At 41.0% G+C, this 18,232-nt stretch carries 20 protein-coding genes and 1 pseudogene; 10 read left to right on the forward strand and 11 right to left on the reverse strand.

Annotated elements, in window-relative coordinates; all coding sequences use genetic code 11:
• Positions 1 to 467: 467 nt before the first annotated feature.
• The 4 genes from FTT88_RS12675 to FTT88_RS12690 form a co-directional block, all read right to left on the reverse strand.
• Positions 468 to 1,730, reverse strand: a complete 1,263-nt coding sequence (locus FTT88_RS12675) for a hypothetical protein (RefSeq protein ID WP_180173982.1) — start codon at positions 1,728 to 1,730, stop codon at positions 468 to 470.
• Entirely contained in the window at positions 1,727 to 2,050 is a 324-nt protein-coding gene (locus FTT88_RS12680) for an AAA family ATPase (protein WP_180105988.1), read from the reverse strand. The genes FTT88_RS12675 and FTT88_RS12680 overlap by 4 nt, the downstream gene beginning before the upstream one ends.
• On the reverse strand, positions 2,047 to 2,367 hold the full coding sequence (locus FTT88_RS12685; protein ID WP_180173983.1) for an ATP-binding cassette domain-containing protein: 321 nt from the start codon (positions 2,365 to 2,367) through the stop codon (positions 2,047 to 2,049). The genes FTT88_RS12680 and FTT88_RS12685 overlap by 4 nt, the downstream gene beginning before the upstream one ends.
• Positions 2,368 to 2,478: 111 nt before the next feature.
• Positions 2,479 to 3,075, reverse strand: a complete 597-nt coding sequence (locus FTT88_RS12690; RefSeq protein ID WP_078194008.1) for a TetR/AcrR family transcriptional regulator — start codon at positions 3,073 to 3,075, stop codon at positions 2,479 to 2,481.
• A gap of 95 nt (positions 3,076 to 3,170) precedes the next feature.
• Here FTT88_RS12690 and FTT88_RS12695 point away from each other — a divergent pair, with 95 nt between their 5' ends.
• Positions 3,171 to 4,376, forward strand: a complete 1,206-nt coding sequence (locus tag FTT88_RS12695) for an oxygenase MpaB family protein (RefSeq protein WP_180173984.1) — start codon at positions 3,171 to 3,173, stop codon at positions 4,374 to 4,376.
• Positions 4,377 to 4,424: 48 nt separating this feature from the next.
• Here FTT88_RS12695 and FTT88_RS12700 read toward each other — a convergent pair whose 3' ends face one another.
• From FTT88_RS12700 to def, 3 genes are all read right to left on the reverse strand, one after another.
• Positions 4,425 to 6,521: a TonB-dependent copper receptor gene (locus FTT88_RS12700; RefSeq protein ID WP_180173985.1), complete on the reverse strand. Its 2,097-nt coding sequence runs from the start codon at positions 6,519 to 6,521 to the stop codon at positions 4,425 to 4,427.
• 72 nt (positions 6,522 to 6,593) lie between these two features.
• A complete protein-coding gene (locus FTT88_RS12705; RefSeq protein WP_180051310.1) occupies positions 6,594 to 7,013 on the reverse strand; it encodes a DUF2946 family protein in 420 nt (139 codons plus the stop codon).
• Positions 7,014 to 7,103: 90 nt separating this feature from the next.
• Positions 7,104 to 7,634 carry a peptide deformylase gene (gene def, locus FTT88_RS12710; protein ID WP_078191459.1) on the reverse strand — a complete coding sequence of 177 codons (531 nt, stop codon included), beginning with the start codon at positions 7,632 to 7,634 and terminating at the stop codon, positions 7,104 to 7,106.
• Positions 7,635 to 7,753: 119 nt separating this feature from the next.
• Here def and FTT88_RS12715 point away from each other — a divergent pair, with 119 nt between their 5' ends.
• The 3 genes from FTT88_RS12715 to FTT88_RS12725 all read left to right on the forward strand — a co-directional run bounded on the left by FTT88_RS12715 (position 7,754) and on the right by FTT88_RS12725 (position 10,802).
• Entirely contained in the window at positions 7,754 to 8,908 is a 1,155-nt protein-coding gene (locus FTT88_RS12715; protein WP_180022161.1) for a LysM peptidoglycan-binding domain-containing protein, read from the forward strand.
• Between the two features lie 111 nt (positions 8,909 to 9,019).
• A complete protein-coding gene (gene dprA / locus FTT88_RS12720) occupies positions 9,020 to 10,201 on the forward strand; it encodes a DNA-processing protein DprA (RefSeq protein WP_180173986.1) in 1,182 nt (393 codons plus the stop codon).
• A gap of 31 nt (positions 10,202 to 10,232) precedes the next feature.
• A complete protein-coding gene (locus FTT88_RS12725; RefSeq protein WP_111885874.1) occupies positions 10,233 to 10,802 on the forward strand; it encodes an L-threonylcarbamoyladenylate synthase in 570 nt (189 codons plus the stop codon).
• A gap of 439 nt (positions 10,803 to 11,241) precedes the next feature.
• Here the strand turns inward: FTT88_RS12725 and FTT88_RS12730 are convergent, their stop codons facing one another.
• On the reverse strand, positions 11,242 to 12,123 hold the full coding sequence (locus FTT88_RS12730; protein WP_180063289.1) for a DMT family transporter: 882 nt from the start codon (positions 12,121 to 12,123) through the stop codon (positions 11,242 to 11,244).
• Positions 12,124 to 12,245: 122 nt separating this feature from the next.
• Here FTT88_RS12730 and FTT88_RS12735 point away from each other — a divergent pair, with 122 nt between their 5' ends.
• The 5 genes and pseudogenes from FTT88_RS12735 (at position 12,246) to FTT88_RS12755 (ending at position 16,327) form a co-directional block, all read left to right on the forward strand.
• A complete protein-coding gene (locus FTT88_RS12735) occupies positions 12,246 to 13,004 on the forward strand; it encodes a helix-turn-helix transcriptional regulator (RefSeq protein ID WP_180173987.1) in 759 nt (252 codons plus the stop codon).
• Positions 13,005 to 13,244: 240 nt separating this feature from the next.
• Positions 13,245 to 13,790, forward strand: coding sequence for a glutathione peroxidase (locus FTT88_RS12740; protein WP_111885877.1), 546 nt, complete (start codon positions 13,245 to 13,247; stop codon positions 13,788 to 13,790).
• 221 nt (positions 13,791 to 14,011) lie between these two features.
• Positions 14,012 to 14,389, forward strand: a complete 378-nt coding sequence (locus FTT88_RS12745; protein ID WP_180173988.1) for an RcnB family protein — start codon at positions 14,012 to 14,014, stop codon at positions 14,387 to 14,389.
• Between the two features lie 143 nt (positions 14,390 to 14,532).
• The gene (locus FTT88_RS12750; protein WP_180005336.1) at positions 14,533 to 15,156 is read left to right on the forward strand and encodes a hypothetical protein; all 624 of its coding nucleotides are present in this window, start codon (positions 14,533 to 14,535) and stop codon (positions 15,154 to 15,156) included.
• Positions 15,157 to 15,313: 157 nt separating this feature from the next.
• Positions 15,314 to 16,327 (forward strand): annotated as a pseudogene (locus FTT88_RS12755) (pirin family protein).
• 7 nt (positions 16,328 to 16,334) lie between these two features.
• Here FTT88_RS12755 and FTT88_RS12760 read toward each other — a convergent pair.
• Positions 16,335 to 16,802, reverse strand: a complete 468-nt coding sequence (locus FTT88_RS12760; protein WP_180035140.1) for a hypothetical protein — start codon at positions 16,800 to 16,802, stop codon at positions 16,335 to 16,337.
• A 105-nt stretch (positions 16,803 to 16,907) separates the two neighbouring features.
• Here FTT88_RS12760 and FTT88_RS12765 point away from each other — a divergent pair, with 105 nt between their 5' ends.
• Positions 16,908 to 17,351, forward strand: coding sequence for an AAA family ATPase (locus tag FTT88_RS12765; RefSeq protein ID WP_180035139.1), 444 nt, complete (start codon positions 16,908 to 16,910; stop codon positions 17,349 to 17,351).
• Positions 17,352 to 17,357: 6 nt separating this feature from the next.
• Here the strand turns inward: FTT88_RS12765 and FTT88_RS12770 are convergent, their stop codons facing one another.
• A complete protein-coding gene (locus FTT88_RS12770) occupies positions 17,358 to 17,663 on the reverse strand; it encodes a hypothetical protein (protein WP_168378803.1) in 306 nt (101 codons plus the stop codon).
• A gap of 142 nt (positions 17,664 to 17,805) precedes the next feature.
• Positions 17,806 to 18,225 (reverse strand): F0F1 ATP synthase subunit epsilon, encoded by a 420-nt coding sequence (locus tag FTT88_RS12775; RefSeq protein ID WP_078191472.1) that lies wholly within the window; start codon positions 18,223 to 18,225, stop codon positions 17,806 to 17,808.
• Positions 18,226 to 18,232 lie beyond the last annotated feature (7 nt).

The raw sequence follows: 18,232 nt of genomic DNA on the forward strand, positions 1-18,232 counted from the left end.
AAACTCTTCAGTTTAAAATCAATAGTACATATAGTGTACCAATCTTGGCTCATCAATTACTGACAAAAATTTGCTCAAATAAACTTCGAGTAATTTCTACCATCAATCAATGAAAATAATTTCGATCGATCAATCAGTAAAAATCCACACAAGTTGTTCTTCATAATCTCTTAATGATCTTCTTGTTGGTTCGTCACCAGCAAGCTAGGTCGGCTATATTACTCTTTATTTCTAAAGAGTCAACCAGTAATTCAAATTATTTTTAAACTTTCTTTCTAAAACCCAACTTAATCAATTCAACCAAGTCATTGTTTTATCAGAAGTTTTAATCTTCATCACCGCCGATGGATGTGCATTCTACAGTATTTCACATTCGTTGCAACACCCTTTTCCATTTATTTTTAGTTTTTCATTACGTTTGTTTATTTATTCTACTAAATCAGCGTTTTTTACTTAAAAAAGTGTTTTTAACGTACAGAAAGCATGCAATACGCCACAGGCACCCATAAGATAAGCATTAAAACTGGCATAACACCGTGCACTTCTTCAGGCTTTCTATACAACCACTGAATAAATGGAATGGCGATACCAAATAATGTCGCCATTAATAGCACATCAACGAATCCACCTTTCAGCAGTAGCCACAGCCAAACTGGCACACTCATCATTAAGCCAATCATCAATAAAACACAGTATTCGTATTTCCTGAGCTGCCAAAGTGTGAACCCTTGAATGATCCAGAATTGTTCTGCACATTCAAAATTTGATTTTAGGTCCATTTTTATCACGCCTAGATTGAATAAACTCAGTGCAATATAGACGGCACACATCAATTGGAATAATTGTGAAGCAGTGAAATCAAGGCTCATGATGTTCCAAGTATCCACCTGTGTGGCGAACCAATACAAAATCACGACCGCAGTAACCGAAATACCAATACTGACAATACGATGGGTTAGAAATCTTTTATGAAATGCCTGACGAATAATGAGTTTATTTTGATTGAGCCAGAGTGGGCTAAATTTCTGTATCACAAATACGCTAGGTACTTGCAGCTTTATTGGTTTTGATTTTCTACCAAGCAACCAGAATTTTATTGCCGCTATACAGATGAAAGTAGATAACAACAGCGCAACGAGTTGAGCGTCCAATATCGCTAGGCTCAAAATGGGCAAATATGTCAAAAGACAGACTAAACCGAAATATTGATTCTGTTGTAAAAACAGCATTTGTATGATTAATAAATTAAAGATCCAAAGAAGCATCAATACACTAATACCAATGGAAGGCAAAAATTCATACTCAACCCAAACATATAGAAGCGCTAAAATAAATGGCAGTATCAGCAAAAAGCTTAAACTGCCTAAAAATTTGATTTCCACTGCAAAGCGACTTTTGAGCGTGATTGGCAATAGCGCTAGATAGCGATACCCTTCTCCACCGCTCAAAGCTTTACGCTGTATCGCACACCAAAATACATTTAAGGCAAGAAAGCCTGTCCAAAGAAACAGATTCGTGATTAACGATTTGCAATAAACCAAATCAATAATGGGCTGCACTAAAGATAAGAGCAGTCCGAATAGCATTGGCCCGAGAATTAATGTGACTAAAATAAGTAAATGCTTTTGCCGTGCAACTGCGTCTGCTGTGGTCTTGACATAAAATATCCATCGATATTTCAAAAGCGTTTTTATGATTGTTCGCTGCCCAACATGTCTTTGTATATTCATGCCGCCTGCTCATTGGACTTTAACCTATCTAGCTCGATGATTTTTGCTGCAAGACTGTCTCTAAATACAGGATCATGGCAAGACAATAGAATCAATTTTGATTGGCTCTGCTGTAAAAGTATGCTTGTTAATTCAGCCAAGGCGTTTTGATCTAAGCCATTGCTCGGTTCATCTAAAATCAGTAATGGTGCCGAAGTCATTAAGGCTGCAACCAATAAAAACTTTTTGGTTGTGCCAAAAGACATGTCAGCAAATGGCGTGGCTAAATAGTGTTCTAATTTAAATTTTTCAATGAATATTTGATACTGTTCATGCGCTATCCCTGAATATCACACATTAAATTCAGAAACTCCTGCCCTTGTAAAAAATCATAAATAGGGCTTTTATCTGGCACATAGGCCACAAGTTTCTTGTATTCATTGTTATGAGGGGCATATGGCTGATCATTAATCAAAATATTGCCTGCATCGAAATCCAGCATCCCAGCAATCATCGCAAGTAAGGTGGACTTCCCTACTCCATTCTCAGCAACAACAGCGACAATTCCGAATTCGTTTAACTCTAAATTTAGATTTGAAAATATACATTTTCCCGCAAAAGATTTGGACAATTGCTGCAAGCTCAAAGAAACCATCATGATGTTCCTGATTTATTATATTAAGTTATTGATTTATTATTAATCTATCTTCACATATCTTAGATCTGAATTAAATAGATTCTTTAATCGACAACTTTAATTTTTTCAGTGTTATTCACTATCTAAATACGCCAAAATCATCTTCGACAATTCCACTTTAAGCTGCTGTTCTGTAATTAAAAAACTATTATTGCTCACATAGCGCATCATGGTAAATAAAGTACTGTTAATAATCACAAAAGAGCGATGTTTCAGCGTTTCAAAGTTCCAATGTGAATAATAACGATTAAATAAATACATCCCAACTTCAAAAAAATGCTTTTCCAAAACCTGAGAGGCATCTGAATGACTGTATTGATGCCAATGTTTTAAGATCTCAATGAAGAAGCCACGATCAGCTTTCAACATATCAAAGCCAAACTGAATACAAAGTGGGATCACCTCATAAATACTGTGCTGCTCTTGCTCCACGACTATATTTTTTAGTGCTAACCCCAATTGTTCTGATTTTCTGAGCAGTAACTCTTCTACGATTTGTTCTTTATTTTCAAAATATTGATAAATCGATCCAACGCTCACACCAGATTTTTCCGCAATTTTGGGCGTCGTCAGCTCCAGTAAACCTTGTTCTGCAATACACAACTGCGCTGCTTGCAAAATGCTTTCCACAATCATTTTCGCGCGTTGTTGTTGTGGTCTTTTTCTCATTCTATTGCTCTCCAATGCGATAGTGTTATGCGAATTGAATGCGAATAAATATTCATATTAGTGTGGTATGCAACAATAACATTGAAGATCAAAACATGACCACTCACTTCAATACCCGACTGGCTTCATTTCAGGCCACGCAGCAATCTAATCTACTGAGTTTTCTGTTGTCTCATTTGACGGGTCAGGCTGCACAGCCAAATTACGCTCAATATCTTGCCCTCAATAAAGCCTTGCAATGTGGTGATCCACAGATGGAAAAAGTGCTCACGTGGATGATGCAGAACCCTAAACAGCATCGTGAATATTTTGAAATCGCCTTATTTAAAGGTGTCGAGCAGCTCCCCTTTCCTATTCCTGAACTCGAACATTTTTTTAAGCATATTGAACAAACACCGCCGTGGCTAGAGCCAGAACAAATACAGCAAGCCCTTGAATTCACCCATCGCCTCGGGATTAACAATGGCTTTATATTGCGAGATCTTTCACTCATGGTGGGTTATCTCTTCCCCGGTTTCAATCAACCGCTCATGCTGACCGGTGCTTTAAATAAACAAGCCGGTACACGGCTGGCTGAAACTACCAAATGGTGGGTAGATATCACTGAAGAACGCGGACTCGAACGTTTGTATGCGGGATTTACATCGACGATTTATGTGCGTTTTATTCATGCTGTGGTACGGCATCAACTCCAAAAAGGTAAAGACTGGGATTTTGCAACGTGGGGGGTGCCGATGAATCAATTTGACTTGGCGATGACCAATCTTGCCTTTAGCAGTGTGGTACTTTTGGGCATTCGCGCTTTAGGGATTTTTCCATCAAAACAAGAGACTGAAAGCTTTTTGCACTTTTGGCGTTATGTGGGTTGGTTGATGGGTATTGATGACAAATGGTTAATTGAAAAAGAATCTGATGGTTGGAAACTGTTGTATTGGATGCAATTTGTACATCCTCAATCTGATGCAAGCAGTATGGCTCTCGGCGCCAGTCTCTCTAAAGAACCTTTTGAACGACAGTACAAATACCTCCGAGCACTTCAGCAAAAACTGGCTTATCGACAACATCTGGAGCTGACACAATTTTTTATTGGCAAAAAACGCATGCATAAATTAGGGCTCAAACCACAGTCCGCCGCATGGTTTGCCTATTATTTATTGGCTAGAAATCTTGTCCTGTATTCAGGCGCTAAGCATGTCCCAAGTTTAAATCAAAAATTACAGCAAAAAGGCCGTGCGATTCAAAAACTCGGTTTAGCACTGTATCAAAGTAAGGCCAAACAACTGGCCAGTATGCACCAATAAAAAAAAGCAGAGCGATCGCTCTGCTTTTTGGATGACAAATGTCAGGACTTAGAATTTCATCGAAATACGTGCCCAATAATTGCGACCGATATTATTAAACTGTTGATCAGTCGCTAAACCTGTCCCTGCATCACCCAGTTTATTTAGATGTTCGGTATAAGTTTTATTCAAGAGATTATCCACACCCACAGATACATCTACACCCTCATCAATATGATAAGTACCATTTAAAGACAGTGTGCCAAATCCTGCACTTTCTTTCAGGTCATAACCCACGATATTGCCTTGGTGCGCACTGATACGATTTTGCCCATCAACCACACGCCAGAATGCTCCCAAAGTATAATTATCTTGGATATAACGTAAGTTGATACGTGCTTCTAACGGTGAGATTTGTGGTAATGGCTTGCCATCTGTGGTGTTTTTACCCCACGCATACATTGCGCTGACATCGGCTTGAATATGATCGCTAAATTGATAGCCAATCCCTGCTTCAGCTCCCGCAATGGTGGCATCCACATTTCGGCTATGTGCTTCCATACCCTTCATCATTCCTGATCCAGACTTATAACTTGTTAAAATATAATCTCTCACTAAACCTGCATAAGCCGATACCCAGGAATTCAAAGCGCCATGTTCATGTTGATAACCCATATCTAACTGAAGCGTTTTTTCTGTATCAATATGATTGAATGTATTGTTATGACCATTTCCTGATCTTGGGCTGAATAATTCCCAATAATCTGGCATGCGCTCTACATAGCCTAGACCGATATAGGTTTTACCATTGTCATGTTCAGGGTGCTTATTTTCAAAACGAATAAAAGCACTTGGCAATGTTTCATTCAGCTTCGTGTTATAGCCACTCGCTTTCGAAGCTGCCCGCTCATCTTTCACTTGCACTTGATCGAGACGAAGTCCCGAAACCAACTTATTGTTGTCACTCAATTGATAACTGACTTCTCCAAAACCACCATATGACTGAAATGCCATATCTTGCGTTAAGGGCTTATTCATCGAAGGCATCATTTTCGACGTCATGCTGCCGGCATGTTTATTATTCTGCGTATCCAGTCCAGTAATGAACTGCAGCTTATCCCATTCATGCATTACCGCCATACGTGCATTTAATGTACGACGTGTAACCTGCATCGCCATTGGATTCGGCATTAGCATAGTCATACCATGATGGGTCATTTCAGCTAAAGGTGGCTCACGCAAACTAAAGTTGTCCATGATATGGTCGTTATAACTATAGTTGACCTGTGCTTCGATTTTTTTAATCACCTCTGTGACATTCTTTTTCTCGACACGAAGGCCTAAGCTTTCACGGGCAAATTGCGAACCATCCATTGAACGGCCTGCGTATACCGCCTCACCATCAGCTTTACCTCCAGTAAGTTCTACCCATGTATCTTCATTTGGCGTCCAACCGAGTGCCAAATCTGTATTCCAGCGCTCCCAGTCTGACGGCACAGCATTACCATCTCCATCTTGGTAGCTGTCTGCAACAGAACGGCTGGCATTTAGACGGACATATTTATGTTCATCGCCCACAGCCGCTTCGATATTATGATCTAAACGACCATAAGAACCGATCATCACACTGGCTTGACCACGGTAGTTTTTATCAGCATCGAATTGTTCAGGTTTTCGTTCAAACAAGACTGTTGCAGCAGAACCTGTATTGGCATATTGAACCGTTTGAGGGCCTTTAATCACTGAAATTCGGTCATAACTTTCAGGGGAAATATAAGACGTTGGTGCATCCATACGACTCGGACACGCCCCGAGATTTTCTGTGCCATCGGTCAAAATTTTAATGCGTGAACCAAACATGCCACGGAAGGTTGGATCTGCATTGGTTCCCCCATTTTTAATGGCACTAAACCCCACAATGCTTTTTAAATAATCGGCCCCATCACTGGCAGGTATCGGTTGAATCGGCTGTTTGGGGTTGGCACGAACAATCAGGCCATTGGCATCATTCCCCTGATGTGACGTCACCACAATCGGTGCCAAAGTCTGAACGGCATTGGTTTCCGTCATCTCTACTGACATCTCGTCAGCCATCACCGTAGTTGAATAGCAGGCAACACAAATTGCAGCCGCAAGAGGCTGTAGAAAAAATTTAGGCTGAGCCATGTTTATCTCACAAAATACATAAATAAAGGCGTACCTGAGTCCTCAAAGACCCAAGTTTAAAAAACGTCGGATTTATGCAGCGAGTGGCGGGGCTCGACCTTGCGGAAGTAAAAAGAGTTGTTGAAGAACAAACCAGACATGCTTGAAAGCTTTTTGAAAAGCAATTAAACGAACTTGAATTCGATCAAGCACTTCTTTCACATCAAGTTCAGGGGGCAAAACCAAATTGCCATAGACCGTACAATACTGACATTGATGACTGGTATCATGTTCATGGGCAGTATGATCGACTTGAACCTGCTCAGCGTGAGCGGAAGATGAATGGTGTGAATGTGCGGTATGTTCAGCATGAACATTGGGAAGTAAAAGTGCACGCGTAATGGTTTCGCAGACCGGAGCAACTTGATATTGCTTGGGCAACAATGGCTGTAAAAAAACAGCAATCTGCAAAAAAACGGCTGCAAAGGACAGCAGCACTCCACTACGAAACAATACAGGCAAACCCTAACATTTGTCTGACGCAAGTATAACAAAGCCCAATCGAAATTGGGCTTGTCTCAGGTATTTTTTAACCGCGATCAATTAACGTTTAACTGCGACTTTATCTTTTTGACGTTGGCGAACCAACTTTTCCACTTTGTCACGTGCACGTTGACGTTTCAAAGGCGATAGATAGTCGACGAATAACTTACCATTTAAGTGATCCATTTCATGTTGGATACAAACTGCGAGAAGTCCGTCCGCTTCCACTTCAAATGATTGACCTTCAAGGTTAATTGCCTGAATTTTTACACGTGACGGGCGCTCAACTTTATCGTATATTTGAGGCACTGATAAACAGCCTTCTTCATAGGGCTGCGTCTCTTGCGTCAATGGCGTAATTTTGGGGTTAATAAACACCATGGGTTGATCTTTTTCTTCAGATAAATCCATGACTATCAGCTGAATATGGTGATCTACCTGTGTTGCTGCCAGGCCAATTCCCGGTGCTTCATACATAGTTTCAAACATGTCGGCTGCTAACTGACGAATTTCATCAGTAACTTCTTCGACTGGTTTTGCAATGGTACGAAGACGGGGATCGGGGAAACTTAAAATAGGTAATAAGGCCATACGACGTCCTCACTTATGCCATTGATCAAAAAACAAAATGAAGGAATGCTTCATCAAAAAATTGTGTGTAATATCGTTATTATAACGCAGTTACATACATAATTTTAGGAATTATGATAATGAAAAAGGTTTTGAAGGGCATGCCAACTTTTAGTGCCTTGGGGTTTAAAAAACAATTATTGGCACTTACAGTCTGTGTAAGTGTGGGGATGGGAATGGTCAGTGTTGCAGAAGCTGCCCCTGCTCGTAACGTCAATCCACCGTCATTGAAGGCAGGTGCCCCTCAAGTTTATGTGGTGAAAAAAGGCGATACGTTGTGGGATATTTCCAAGCGTTTCTTAAAAAATCCCGTGCGCTGGCCTGAAATCTGGGCGAGCAATAAACACGTGAAAAATCCGCACTGGATTTTCCCAGGTGACCGCCTATTAATGTGTACCTACAATGGCCGCCCAATCATCGGTAAGGATGAAGGTGATGGCTGTGAAGGTATTATTCGTCGCTATACAGGTGGCACTAAACTTCAACCACAAGTTCGTGTTGAATCCCTCAACAGTGCGATTCCGGTTATCCCATTAGAATATATTAAGCAATGGCTTGAGCGCAGCATGATTGTTGCCGCTGATTCTGTTGAAGGCACACCTTACATTTTAGGTACAGCTGATCAACGTGTATTGGCAGCCAAAGGCCAAACAGTTTATGCTCGCGGCCAAGGCATGCAAGTCGGTCAACGATATGCTGTTTACCGTGAAGGCGAACCGTACATCTTTACCGATGCAAACGGCAAAAAATACAACGCAGGTTTAGAACTGACTCAAGTCGCTTCAGGTGTTGCCGTTCGTGGTGAAAATGACATTACCACTTTAGAACTAACCGATACTTATAATGCTGAAGTTCGTCGTGGCGATCGTGTTCTTCCTGAATATGACCCAATGCTGCCAACACTGTTCTATCCAACCAATGCAGAAAATGTCACTGCTGGCGGTAGTGTAGTTCGTGTTATGGGCTCGATTGGTACTGCAGCGGTTCACAGTGTTGTGACGATCGACCGTGGTAGCTTGCAAGGCGTTCAATCTGGTCAAGTCTTTAGCGTGAACCAAAAAGGTGAAATCGTGACTGATCCAAAAACCAAAGAACGTGTTCAACTTCCAGGACAACGTATTGGTAACATTATGGTATTCAAAACGTTTGATAACCTAAGCTATGCTTATGTACTTGAAAGCGAATTACCAATCAAAGTAGGTGCAACGATTCAGCCACCACTGATGGATGACTAAGACCAAATCCATAAAAATGAGGCTGTATTTCAGCCTCATTTTTTATTATCCAACAACGATATCACTGATCATTTTAAACCATAAAAAGAAGACAGATTCAAAGGTCTCATTATGCTCAACTCATTGACTGACTTGCATTTAGATTACATTCGCCTGTGGTTTGTGGTGCAACACTCACTTCGTAGTTTCTATAAAATTCAGCAGCACTATCCTGCCCTACACCACGCCCTTAAGCCTGATCAAATCACCACATGGCAAAAATTAGGACTGCATAAAAATCATTTACAGCGCTTTGAAGAATTTCATAGTCCAAGTGGACAGCTTAGCTTTGAAAAATGTCTCAAGGATATTCAACAATACAGTGACTTTGTACTGATTCCTGAAGACCTGAACTATCCTCAACAGCTTTTACCTTATAGCGACAAGCCGCCCATTCTATTTGGGCAAGGTAATGCCCAAGCCTTGATGCAACCCCAAATTGCGATTGTTGGTAGCCGCAAACCTAGTCCCCAAGGTCGGCAAATTGCTTATGATTTTGCTTATTATCTAAGTGAGCAAGGGTTCTACATCAATAGCGGTTTAGCACAAGGAATTGATGAAGCGGCACATCGCGCTGCCATACAACACCACAGAACCATTGCCGTGATGGGTACAGGTTTAGATCAAACTTATCCGACCGCACATCAGCGTTTAAGACAAGAAATCATCCAACATGGGGGAACCGTAATCAGTGAGTTTCTTCCACACACTCCCCCATTGCAACACCATTTTCCACATCGAAATCGTATCGTCAGTGGGCTCAGTCTTGGTGTCATCGTGGCGGAGGCGGCATTAAAAAGTGGCTCACTGATCACAGCTCAACGCGCTGCCGAACAAGGCAAATCTATTTTTGCCATCCCAGGCCATATTTATAGTGAGTCACATCAAGGTTGCCATCAACTCATACGCGAAGGTGCAATTTTGATTGATCATCCACAACAGGTTATTGAAGACTTGGCACTAGCCACACAGTGGCAATCACAGGCTGCCGAAACCTTAACAACCACCGAAATAGCCACACCAAAAACAGCAACATCGGACACACCTCCACCCGAACCCATACCGGACCATTTAGTTGCATTGTATCGGCAGCTTGATTGGGTCGGCCAAAGCCTTGATCAATTGTCCATTCAACTCAAAATTGATACCGCGACATTAACCAGTCAACTGATGGAATTAGAGTTAATGGGCTATGCCACACAACAAGCCGGACACTACCTACGTTGTCGAATGGGTAAATTAGGTTCACAATAGTCCTTTGTCGAATCAGATAAGGTCTATAGAAATGATTACCACCTCTGTTGCAGAAGCAGCTTCCTGTCTTAAAAAAGGTCAGGTTCTCGCATATCCTACAGAGGCTGTTTGGGGATTGGGCTGTGATCCCTACAATGAGCAAGCCTTTCTCGAAATTTTGCGCCTAAAACAACGTCCCATTGAAAAAGGCGTGATTTTATTGGCTGCCAATGTCGCTCAAGTTGAACACCTGCTTCAAGGCTTAACAGAAGATATGCGTCAGCAAGTCATTGCGACCTGGACCAACCGTAAACCCAATGAACGTGCAACCACATGGTTATTACCGGCTGGCGACCATATTCCAACATGGATTAAAGGCAATCATCCAAAAGTCGCAGTCCGTGTGACTACCCACTCTTTATGTGTGGCTTTATGCCAAGCTTTTAATGGCTTTATTGTGTCTACCAGTGCCAATCCTGCAGGATTAACCCCTGCACGTTCCTTACAAGAAGCCAATCAGTATTTTGCCAATGAACTCAATTATTTAAATGGTGATCTCGGCCTAAGCCAAGAACCAAGTAAAATTATTGATGCTGAAACAGGTGAAATCATCCGCGCATAAGCTCGGATGCCTGTCTACACCTGCCTTTCGGGGAAATACAGACAAAAAAAAGCTCAGCCATATAGGAATGGCTGAGCATAAAAAAGGATGTGTATAAAATCACATCCAGAGGGTCTTGCAATCTCTGGGTAAATATTAAGTAATTATTAAGAACTACTTCATCATTTACGATGAAAGTATTATGTAATATTTTTTTAAATTTAACAAATAGATTTTTTATATAAATAAAACTACTGATAAGCACTTTATTTGTGATTTTATAACCACTTAGTCAAAATATGTGCCTATTTTTGATTGATTTTTAAGACGAGCATCTGTTTTTTTAATTCAGTTTTACACTCAAAAATCCATTTTCAAAAGATTTACCCTATAAAAAAACAAGTTTGTTTGCTTGTTTTTTAATCAACACTTCTCATAAATTTTCAACTTTTTACTGGATTTACTTACGCTGCGCCAAGATCACCCCAGTAATCGCCATCACTGTGCCGACACTATGATAAAACATCCACTGCTCAGCCAACCAGAAATAGGCAATAATCGCGGTAAATACCGGCATCAAATTCATAAAAATACTGGTGCGATTCGGGCCGAGATGTTGTACAGCCAACATCCATACCAACGGTGCAATCAATGATGGAAAAATTGCCGCATAAAATACACTTGGCGCATTGGCAGGATTAATCGCGTCTATGCCTAAATACAATACGAATGGCAAGTGATATAAAACGGCAAAGAAAATTTGTACATATAAGCTCAACAGTAGCGGAAGTTTCAATTGCCATTTTTTTAAAAACACCCCATAAAAGGCATAAAAGAACACTGCGAAAATCATGAGGATATCGCCGAAATGTCCGCCCATATTCAGTAATTGACTGAAATCTCCTTGCGCAATGACAAACAATAGCCCCGTAAATGAAATCGCACAGCCTAGGATGGCATAGCGGTTGGGCACATCTTTAATTAAGAAAAATGCAACGGCAATCGTAAACACAGGGATAAAGGCATTGATGATGCCCATATTGGTCGCAGTCGTATAATGCGCAGCGGTATAACCCAAGCCTTGATATAACACCATGCCAAACGCACTCAGCACAGCCAATTGCTGCCAATGCTGCCCGATAAGCTGTCTTTGCTGCCAAACGGTTTTGAGCATAAATGGGGTCAGGATCAAAAATGCAATAAACCATCGATAAAAACTGATACTGACTGGTGAAATATAATCAGTCACATAGCGGGTGACGGTAATATTTAACGACCATATAAATACTGCGATTAGAGGCAAACAAATTGCAAATTTCGCCCAACGCGTTTGAAGCAACATGTCTGACTCCTCAAGATATTGTGCAAATATTGGTCTAGGTATTTTGAGTGATGTCTGTTTTAATTGAAATACATGATTTCAGACATTTATATTGTAGTTCAGACATCGACTCTTAGACTTATATGGCATCAGCACCGATTGAACAACAGATCGAGCTTTTTGAAGCGCACTACACCACATTAGATGCGGTCTATCCGCACAGTTGTCTGTGGGGTGATTTTAATTTTTGTCTCGATGGTATTTTCGAGTATGAGATACAAGGACAACACCATCTCTCACCTGCCAGTTATGGGGTGTGGATTCCCCCACATACAGAACATTGCTCGGTCGCGATTGATGAGCAACCTATTCATTATGTGGCAGTCCGACTGGCAGCAGATCTCTGCATAGATTTCCCCAAGCAGACTGAAGTGTTTAGCATCCAGCCTTTCTTTCGTTTGTTGGTGCAAGAAATTTTGACCTTTTCTACAGAGCAACATACCACACCACCCTATCGACACCTGCTACAGGTCTTATTCGACCAGTTAAAAGCAGCGCCCAAACATCAACATTATTTACCGCAAAGCCATGATGCAGTGTTAAAGCCGATCTTGGCGCAGCTCGCAGATGTAGATCATTTTAGCTTGAGCCTACAGCGATGCTTATCCAATGTTGCTTTGAGTGAGCGTCAGTTACTGCGGCTGAGTCATAACGAACTGCAAATGAGCCTTTCTGAATGGAGAAACCGTGCAAAAATTATTTATGCCATTCAACAGCTCCGCGCTGGTCAGTCAATTAAAGCTCTCAGCTATGAATTGGGCTATCAACACAGCTCAAGCTTTATTGAGTTTTTTAAACGCTATACAGGAAAAACCCCAAACCAACACCGCGCCACTAGTTAAACGTCAAGCACTCAAGCACTCAAGCACTCAAGCACTCAAGCACTCAAGCACTCAAGCACTCAAGCACTCAAGCACTCAAGCACTCAAGCACTCAAGCACTCAAGCACTCAAGCAAGCATCAGCTCGAATTCTGCAAACCACTACAAAAATTATGCGAAAAGCCTATCGATAAAAGCTTGCTGTTCACCAGATTTCCCTTTAAAACAAGGATGAAAGGCACAACTTTAATTAGGAACGAATATGTCAGCTTCAGTTTACGATATCCCGGTAAAAACCATCCAAGGTGATGACACCACACTCAATCAATACCAAGGCAAGGTTTTATTATTGGTCAATGTGGCCTCTAAATGTGGGCTAACACCGCAATATGAAGGCCTAGAAAAACTCTATACAGAGAAGAAATCACAAGGTTTTGAAGTCTTAGGTTTTCCTGCCAATAACTTTTTAGAACAAGAACCTGGTTCTGAAGCTGAAATTCAAGAATTTTGCTCAATCAACTACAAGGTTGATTTCCCACTTTTTGCAAAAATTTCTGTTGCAGGCGCGGATAAACACCCACTTTATCAAACCTTAACCCAAGCCATTCCTGAACGCATTGGTGAAGGCCCATGGTGGGATGATTTAGTTGAATACGGTTTAACACCAAATCCAAAGCCTGAAGTGCTCTGGAACTTTGAAAAATTCCTCGTGAATAAACAAGGTGAAGTTGTGGCTCGATTTGCACCTGACATCAAGGCAGATGATGCACGTATTGTCGATGCCATTAATGCTGAATTAGCCAAATAATTCGCCAATATCTCAATCTCTCAGTTAAGATTATTGTGATTTTAACTGAGATTGATCATTTTAAAATATCGTTATAATAGCTATTAATTATCACATAATGATAATTTACATAATTTATTCATTATTTTAATATTTCACATACACATCGTTCAAAGTTTCCCTGTAAATACTCCTTATGATGAGTCTTATCAAATCACATTCAGCAGTAAACAGGTGAACTTATGAATACATTAATGAAAGCTATCGTTTTATCTATTTCGACAGCACTTGTTGCTGCTCCAGCAATGGCTGCACCGCAAAATAGCCAACAACATGCACCTGCGCATAACCAAAATACGAAAGCTCAACAGCACACTAAACAAAACACACCGGTAAAAAACCAAAGCCAGAACAAGAAAAAAGCGGTAAATCCTTCACATGATTGGCGTTCTGGACAAAAAGTACCTTCTGAATACCATGGTCATAGCTACAAAGTAGACCACACCAAATACAAAAAATTGTCTAAACCAGGCAAAAACCAGCAATGGATTAAAGTGAATGGCGACTACATTTTAATGAATGCCGTCAGCCACGCCATTATCAAAATCATTGCGGGTTAAACCCACCAAAACATCAAAAGAGGGCAAATGCCCTCTTTTTTTTGTTCAAGCGATTATTTTGTTATTGCTTTGCAACAATCTATTTTTAATCCACATTCTGCCCCTATATTCAAAGCATAGACTTAACACATAGTGATGATTGAATGAAAAAGCTAGTGCAGAATGCCCTTCTCCCTTTTGCCATTTTTAGTGGTGTTTTGGTGCTGATTGGCTGTGAACCTGCCACAGCACCGCAACAGGAACAAGAAATCGCAGCAGAAAATGATCGCCCTGCAACAACATCAACAAACGAAGATCAATCTGCGACACAAAGTCAGGCGACAGATCAAAGCCAATTAAAAAGCGGCAATATGTTTTATATCGTTCGCGATGTTGCGGATATGCAACTTAAAGCCGGCAATTATGTTGAACAACTCAAACAAACGCAGGTCGATTTAGAAGCCGCAGTCAGCAACCAAGATCATCTCCAATTGCAAAAAGCGGCAACCCAGCTGCAACAGCAGCTCAAAGGTTTCAATCAAGCTTTGAATGATTTAAATCTAAAAAGCACTGAAATTAATGATATTCGCAGCAATTTACAGGCAGCGAATCAGCAAGTATTGGCCTCACCTTTTCTCAATGGACAAGTCGATTTAAGCAAAGTTGATTTTCAGAAAATTCAAAATCAAATGGGCAATATTCAAGCTGAAATGCTGAAATTGGCAGGTATGTTGATCCAAGATCAAGCTGGAAAAAGCTCATCTACTGCACCCACTGAAACTGAATAAATAGCGAAATCTAGCATTTCCATTGCATTCCACCTGTTTTAAATCAAAAAAGCGTTAGACCTTGAGCTAACGCTTTTTTCGTACAGTTCCGCTATAGAACACGACTGTTTTTCCTTTTAGATTAATGCTTAATAATAAAGCCAATGATGGAACAGTTATGTCAAACGCTGTGATTTATAACATTACACCCATTACCTTTCGTTTAGATTTAAAAGATCCTTTCTTATTTACTGCCCATAATATTGATCATTTTCCTGCTGCGAATACAGACATGGGGCCAAAAACAGCCGCCGAGAAAGATGAATTCAATATGTACTATGGCGATGTGGTTCCAGGTTTTCCAAAGCATCCACATACTGGCTTTGAAACCATTACCTTGGTCGAACAAGGCTATGTCGATCATTTCGATTCATTAGGCAATGGCGGACGCTATGCTGCTGGTGATGTGCAATGACTGTCCACAGGCAATGGCGTTGAACACTGTGAAATGTTCCCCCTACTGCATGAAGATAAAGCCAATCCTTTTGAACTTTTCCAAATTTGGTTTAATTCATCGGCTGAACAGAAAACCCATGATGCCGACTATAAAATGTTTTGGCGTGAAGAGATTCCTCACGTCTTTGAAACCGATAGTGAAGGAAAAAAATCGGATATTCGCGTGATTTCAGGGCAGTTCAAATCCACCGATGCCATTTCCCGACCGACACACTCATGGGCGGCTGCCGCAGAAAATAAGGTCAATATTTATTTAATCACCATGCAAGCAGGTGCAGAGTTGGTGATTCCCGCAACAACAAGTAGCTCAAACCGTTTTGCTTATTTTTATCAGGGCAATACATTAGAAATAGAAGGTCAAACCATTCAGATGAAGCATTTGGTTGAACTCCAATCAGATGCCGACGTCCATCTCAAAGCAGGCGGATTAGAAGCACGGATTCTGTGGTTAGAAGGTGAACCGATTAATGAACCCGTGGCGATGCGCGGTCCATTTGTGCTCAATACCACTCAAGAACTCGATGCCGCGTTTAAACGCTATCGTGAGACCCATTTTGGCGATTGGCCTTGGCCGACACCAGCACCGGTCTTCAAACGTGATCAAGCTCGATTTGCCAGTTATGAGGGCGGTAAACGTGTAGAGCACCCAGAGCAGGAAAACTCACAAGCGTCTTAAAGTTCAATTAGTTGGATTGAGCAAATTCATAGGTATTACAGTTTTTATCTTGTCCAAGTGCGCGCTGAACATCTTGTTTAAAACGTGCTTGGGCAAAGGTATATTGCTTCGGCAAAAATAAGGTAATACGTGTCGTCTGTGGATCTAAACTTTCGACCAACATTTTATGCAAATACGCCCCATGTTCAGTCCGTGCCATTAAAGTCCCCTGCTCCAAATGCTCTTCTAAACGATTGTCGGTATAGACGTAGCGATTGTTCGCAGTAAACGCAATACAGTGATTATAGGCTTGTCGCAGATTTCGAAAGGCAGTCAAATATGGGATCTCAAGCTCCGTACTGATGCCATTATCAACCGATTCAGCGACAAGTGCAGCTTCAGTCGGAAGATTGGGTGTCGTCACGTATTGGCTTTGGCATGCAAGGAGCAAACCACAACAAAGACACAGCGATAAACTGGTAAAAAATTTGAGCATACAGACCTTTGTAACTTGTTCTTATTTATTTTGCAGCGATTGTAGCAAAACTGCGTTGCTGATTTAATACCCTATTATTCATTCCATGCTTTCATTGCAGACACCATGCAGCTGATTATTTTTACAGGCGTTCAAGCCTCTGGCAAATCAACCTTTTACATGTTGAATTTATATCATAGCCATTTACGTATTAATTTGGATATGTTGAAAACCCGACATCGGGAAAATATGATCTTTGAAGCAGGTTTGGCATCCAAAACAAAAATGGTGATTGATAATACCAACCCAAATCGGGAAGCTCGTGCTCGCTATATCCAACGTGCAGTTGATGCTGGGTTTGAAGTTATTGCTTATTATTTTGAAACCGATTTGGACAGCACCTTAAAGCGCAACAGTTTTCGTGAAGGTAAAGCCCATATTCCAGAAGTTGGCGTGCGTGCAACCTATCGAAAGCTTCAAGTTCCGTCACAGGATGAAGGCTTTGATCAAATTTTTAAAATTAAAATTATCAGTCACGGTGAGTTTTCAATTTTACCCATGCATGAATAACGAGCATTAACCTGCTTTTTGGCTATCTTGCCATTTTTTAAAAGCCGATTGCATGGCCTGACGCTCATATGGTTTCACCAAACGACTTTCTAATGAAGCAAAATCACCTTTATAGGCAGCAGCGACCATCGATTTTGCCAGTTCTTGAATACTCACGCGCCCACGGTGTTCATATTGCTGGACTTCTTCATGGGTGAGTTCAACATCCCAACATGACACGACAGAACTAAGATCAACTGCAATGCTCAAGTAATATTGATCAAAGTCTTGATAAAGCTCCCAAAAATGCGGCTCATAGGCAATAAGGTTCATGGTGCAATGCTAGCTGATTGAATTTAATCACTATAAAGTTTGTATTGAATAAAATATATTCAACTTTAGATTGATCAATTTCAAATAATTTAGGGTAAAAAAACCACCCTTTCGGGTGGCTCTTTCAATCTCGAACAGCGTCTTATTGAGCGCGGTTTTTGATTTTGCGGATGGTTTCCAACTGAGCAGCAGTTTCTGCAAGAGCAGCCAAAGCAGCAGCTGAGTCCAAGTCGCTCTTTTGATTTGCTAACAATTGTTCAGCTTGTTTACGAGCTTCAATAATTGCTGCTTCATCAAGGTTGTCAGCACGTACTGCAGTATCTGCAAGTACAGTAACAACGTGCGGTTGAACTTCTAGTACACCACCTGATACATAGATTAATTCTTCTGTACCATTTTCAAGCAGAACGCGGATTGCGCCCGGCTTGAGCAAAGTTACTAGTGGCGCATGGCCAGGCATAATACCCAACTCACCACCAGCACCTTTAGCAATTAGCATAGTTACAGTGCCAGAGTACAAAGACTCTTTAACACTTACAACGTCACATTGCATAGTTGACATGAGAATC

The organism is Acinetobacter sp. YH01024 (genome assembly GCF_013420195.1).
In the GTDB taxonomy this organism is placed as follows: Bacteria; Pseudomonadota; Gammaproteobacteria; order Pseudomonadales; family Moraxellaceae; genus Acinetobacter; species Acinetobacter amyesii.

Coding starts and splice junctions, on each gene's coding strand:
- FTT88_RS12775 (WP_078191472.1), bottom strand. CDS start 18,225: ATGTCAACTATGCAATGTGACGTTGTAAGTGTTAAAGAGTCTTTGTAC.
- FTT88_RS12690 (WP_078194008.1), bottom strand. CDS start 3,075: ATGAGAAAAAGACCACAACAACAACGCGCGAAAATGATTGTGGAAAGC.
- FTT88_RS12770 (WP_168378803.1), bottom strand. CDS start 17,663: ATGAACCTTATTGCCTATGAGCCGCATTTTTGGGAGCTTTATCAAGAC.
- FTT88_RS12765 (WP_180035139.1), top strand. CDS start 16,908: ATGCAGCTGATTATTTTTACAGGCGTTCAAGCCTCTGGCAAATCAACC.
- FTT88_RS12675 (WP_180173982.1), bottom strand. CDS start 1,730: ATGAATATACAAAGACATGTTGGGCAGCGAACAATCATAAAAACGCTT.
- def (WP_078191459.1), bottom strand. CDS start 7,634: ATGGCCTTATTACCTATTTTAAGTTTCCCCGATCCCCGTCTTCGTACC.
- FTT88_RS12725 (WP_111885874.1), top strand. CDS start 10,233: ATGATTACCACCTCTGTTGCAGAAGCAGCTTCCTGTCTTAAAAAAGGT.
- FTT88_RS12695 (WP_180173984.1), top strand. CDS start 3,171: ATGACCACTCACTTCAATACCCGACTGGCTTCATTTCAGGCCACGCAG.
- FTT88_RS12745 (WP_180173988.1), top strand. CDS start 14,012: ATGAATACATTAATGAAAGCTATCGTTTTATCTATTTCGACAGCACTT.
- FTT88_RS12715 (WP_180022161.1), top strand. CDS start 7,754: ATGAAAAAGGTTTTGAAGGGCATGCCAACTTTTAGTGCCTTGGGGTTT.
- FTT88_RS12700 (WP_180173985.1), bottom strand. CDS start 6,521: ATGGCTCAGCCTAAATTTTTTCTACAGCCTCTTGCGGCTGCAATTTGT.
- dprA (WP_180173986.1), top strand. CDS start 9,020: ATGCTCAACTCATTGACTGACTTGCATTTAGATTACATTCGCCTGTGG.
- FTT88_RS12760 (WP_180035140.1), bottom strand. CDS start 16,802: ATGCTCAAATTTTTTACCAGTTTATCGCTGTGTCTTTGTTGTGGTTTG.
- FTT88_RS12735 (WP_180173987.1), top strand. CDS start 12,246: ATGGCATCAGCACCGATTGAACAACAGATCGAGCTTTTTGAAGCGCAC.
- FTT88_RS12750 (WP_180005336.1), top strand. CDS start 14,533: ATGAAAAAGCTAGTGCAGAATGCCCTTCTCCCTTTTGCCATTTTTAGT.
- FTT88_RS12730 (WP_180063289.1), bottom strand. CDS start 12,123: ATGTTGCTTCAAACGCGTTGGGCGAAATTTGCAATTTGTTTGCCTCTA.
- FTT88_RS12740 (WP_111885877.1), top strand. CDS start 13,245: ATGTCAGCTTCAGTTTACGATATCCCGGTAAAAACCATCCAAGGTGAT.
- FTT88_RS12685 (WP_180173983.1), bottom strand. CDS start 2,367: ATGATGGTTTCTTTGAGCTTGCAGCAATTGTCCAAATCTTTTGCGGGA.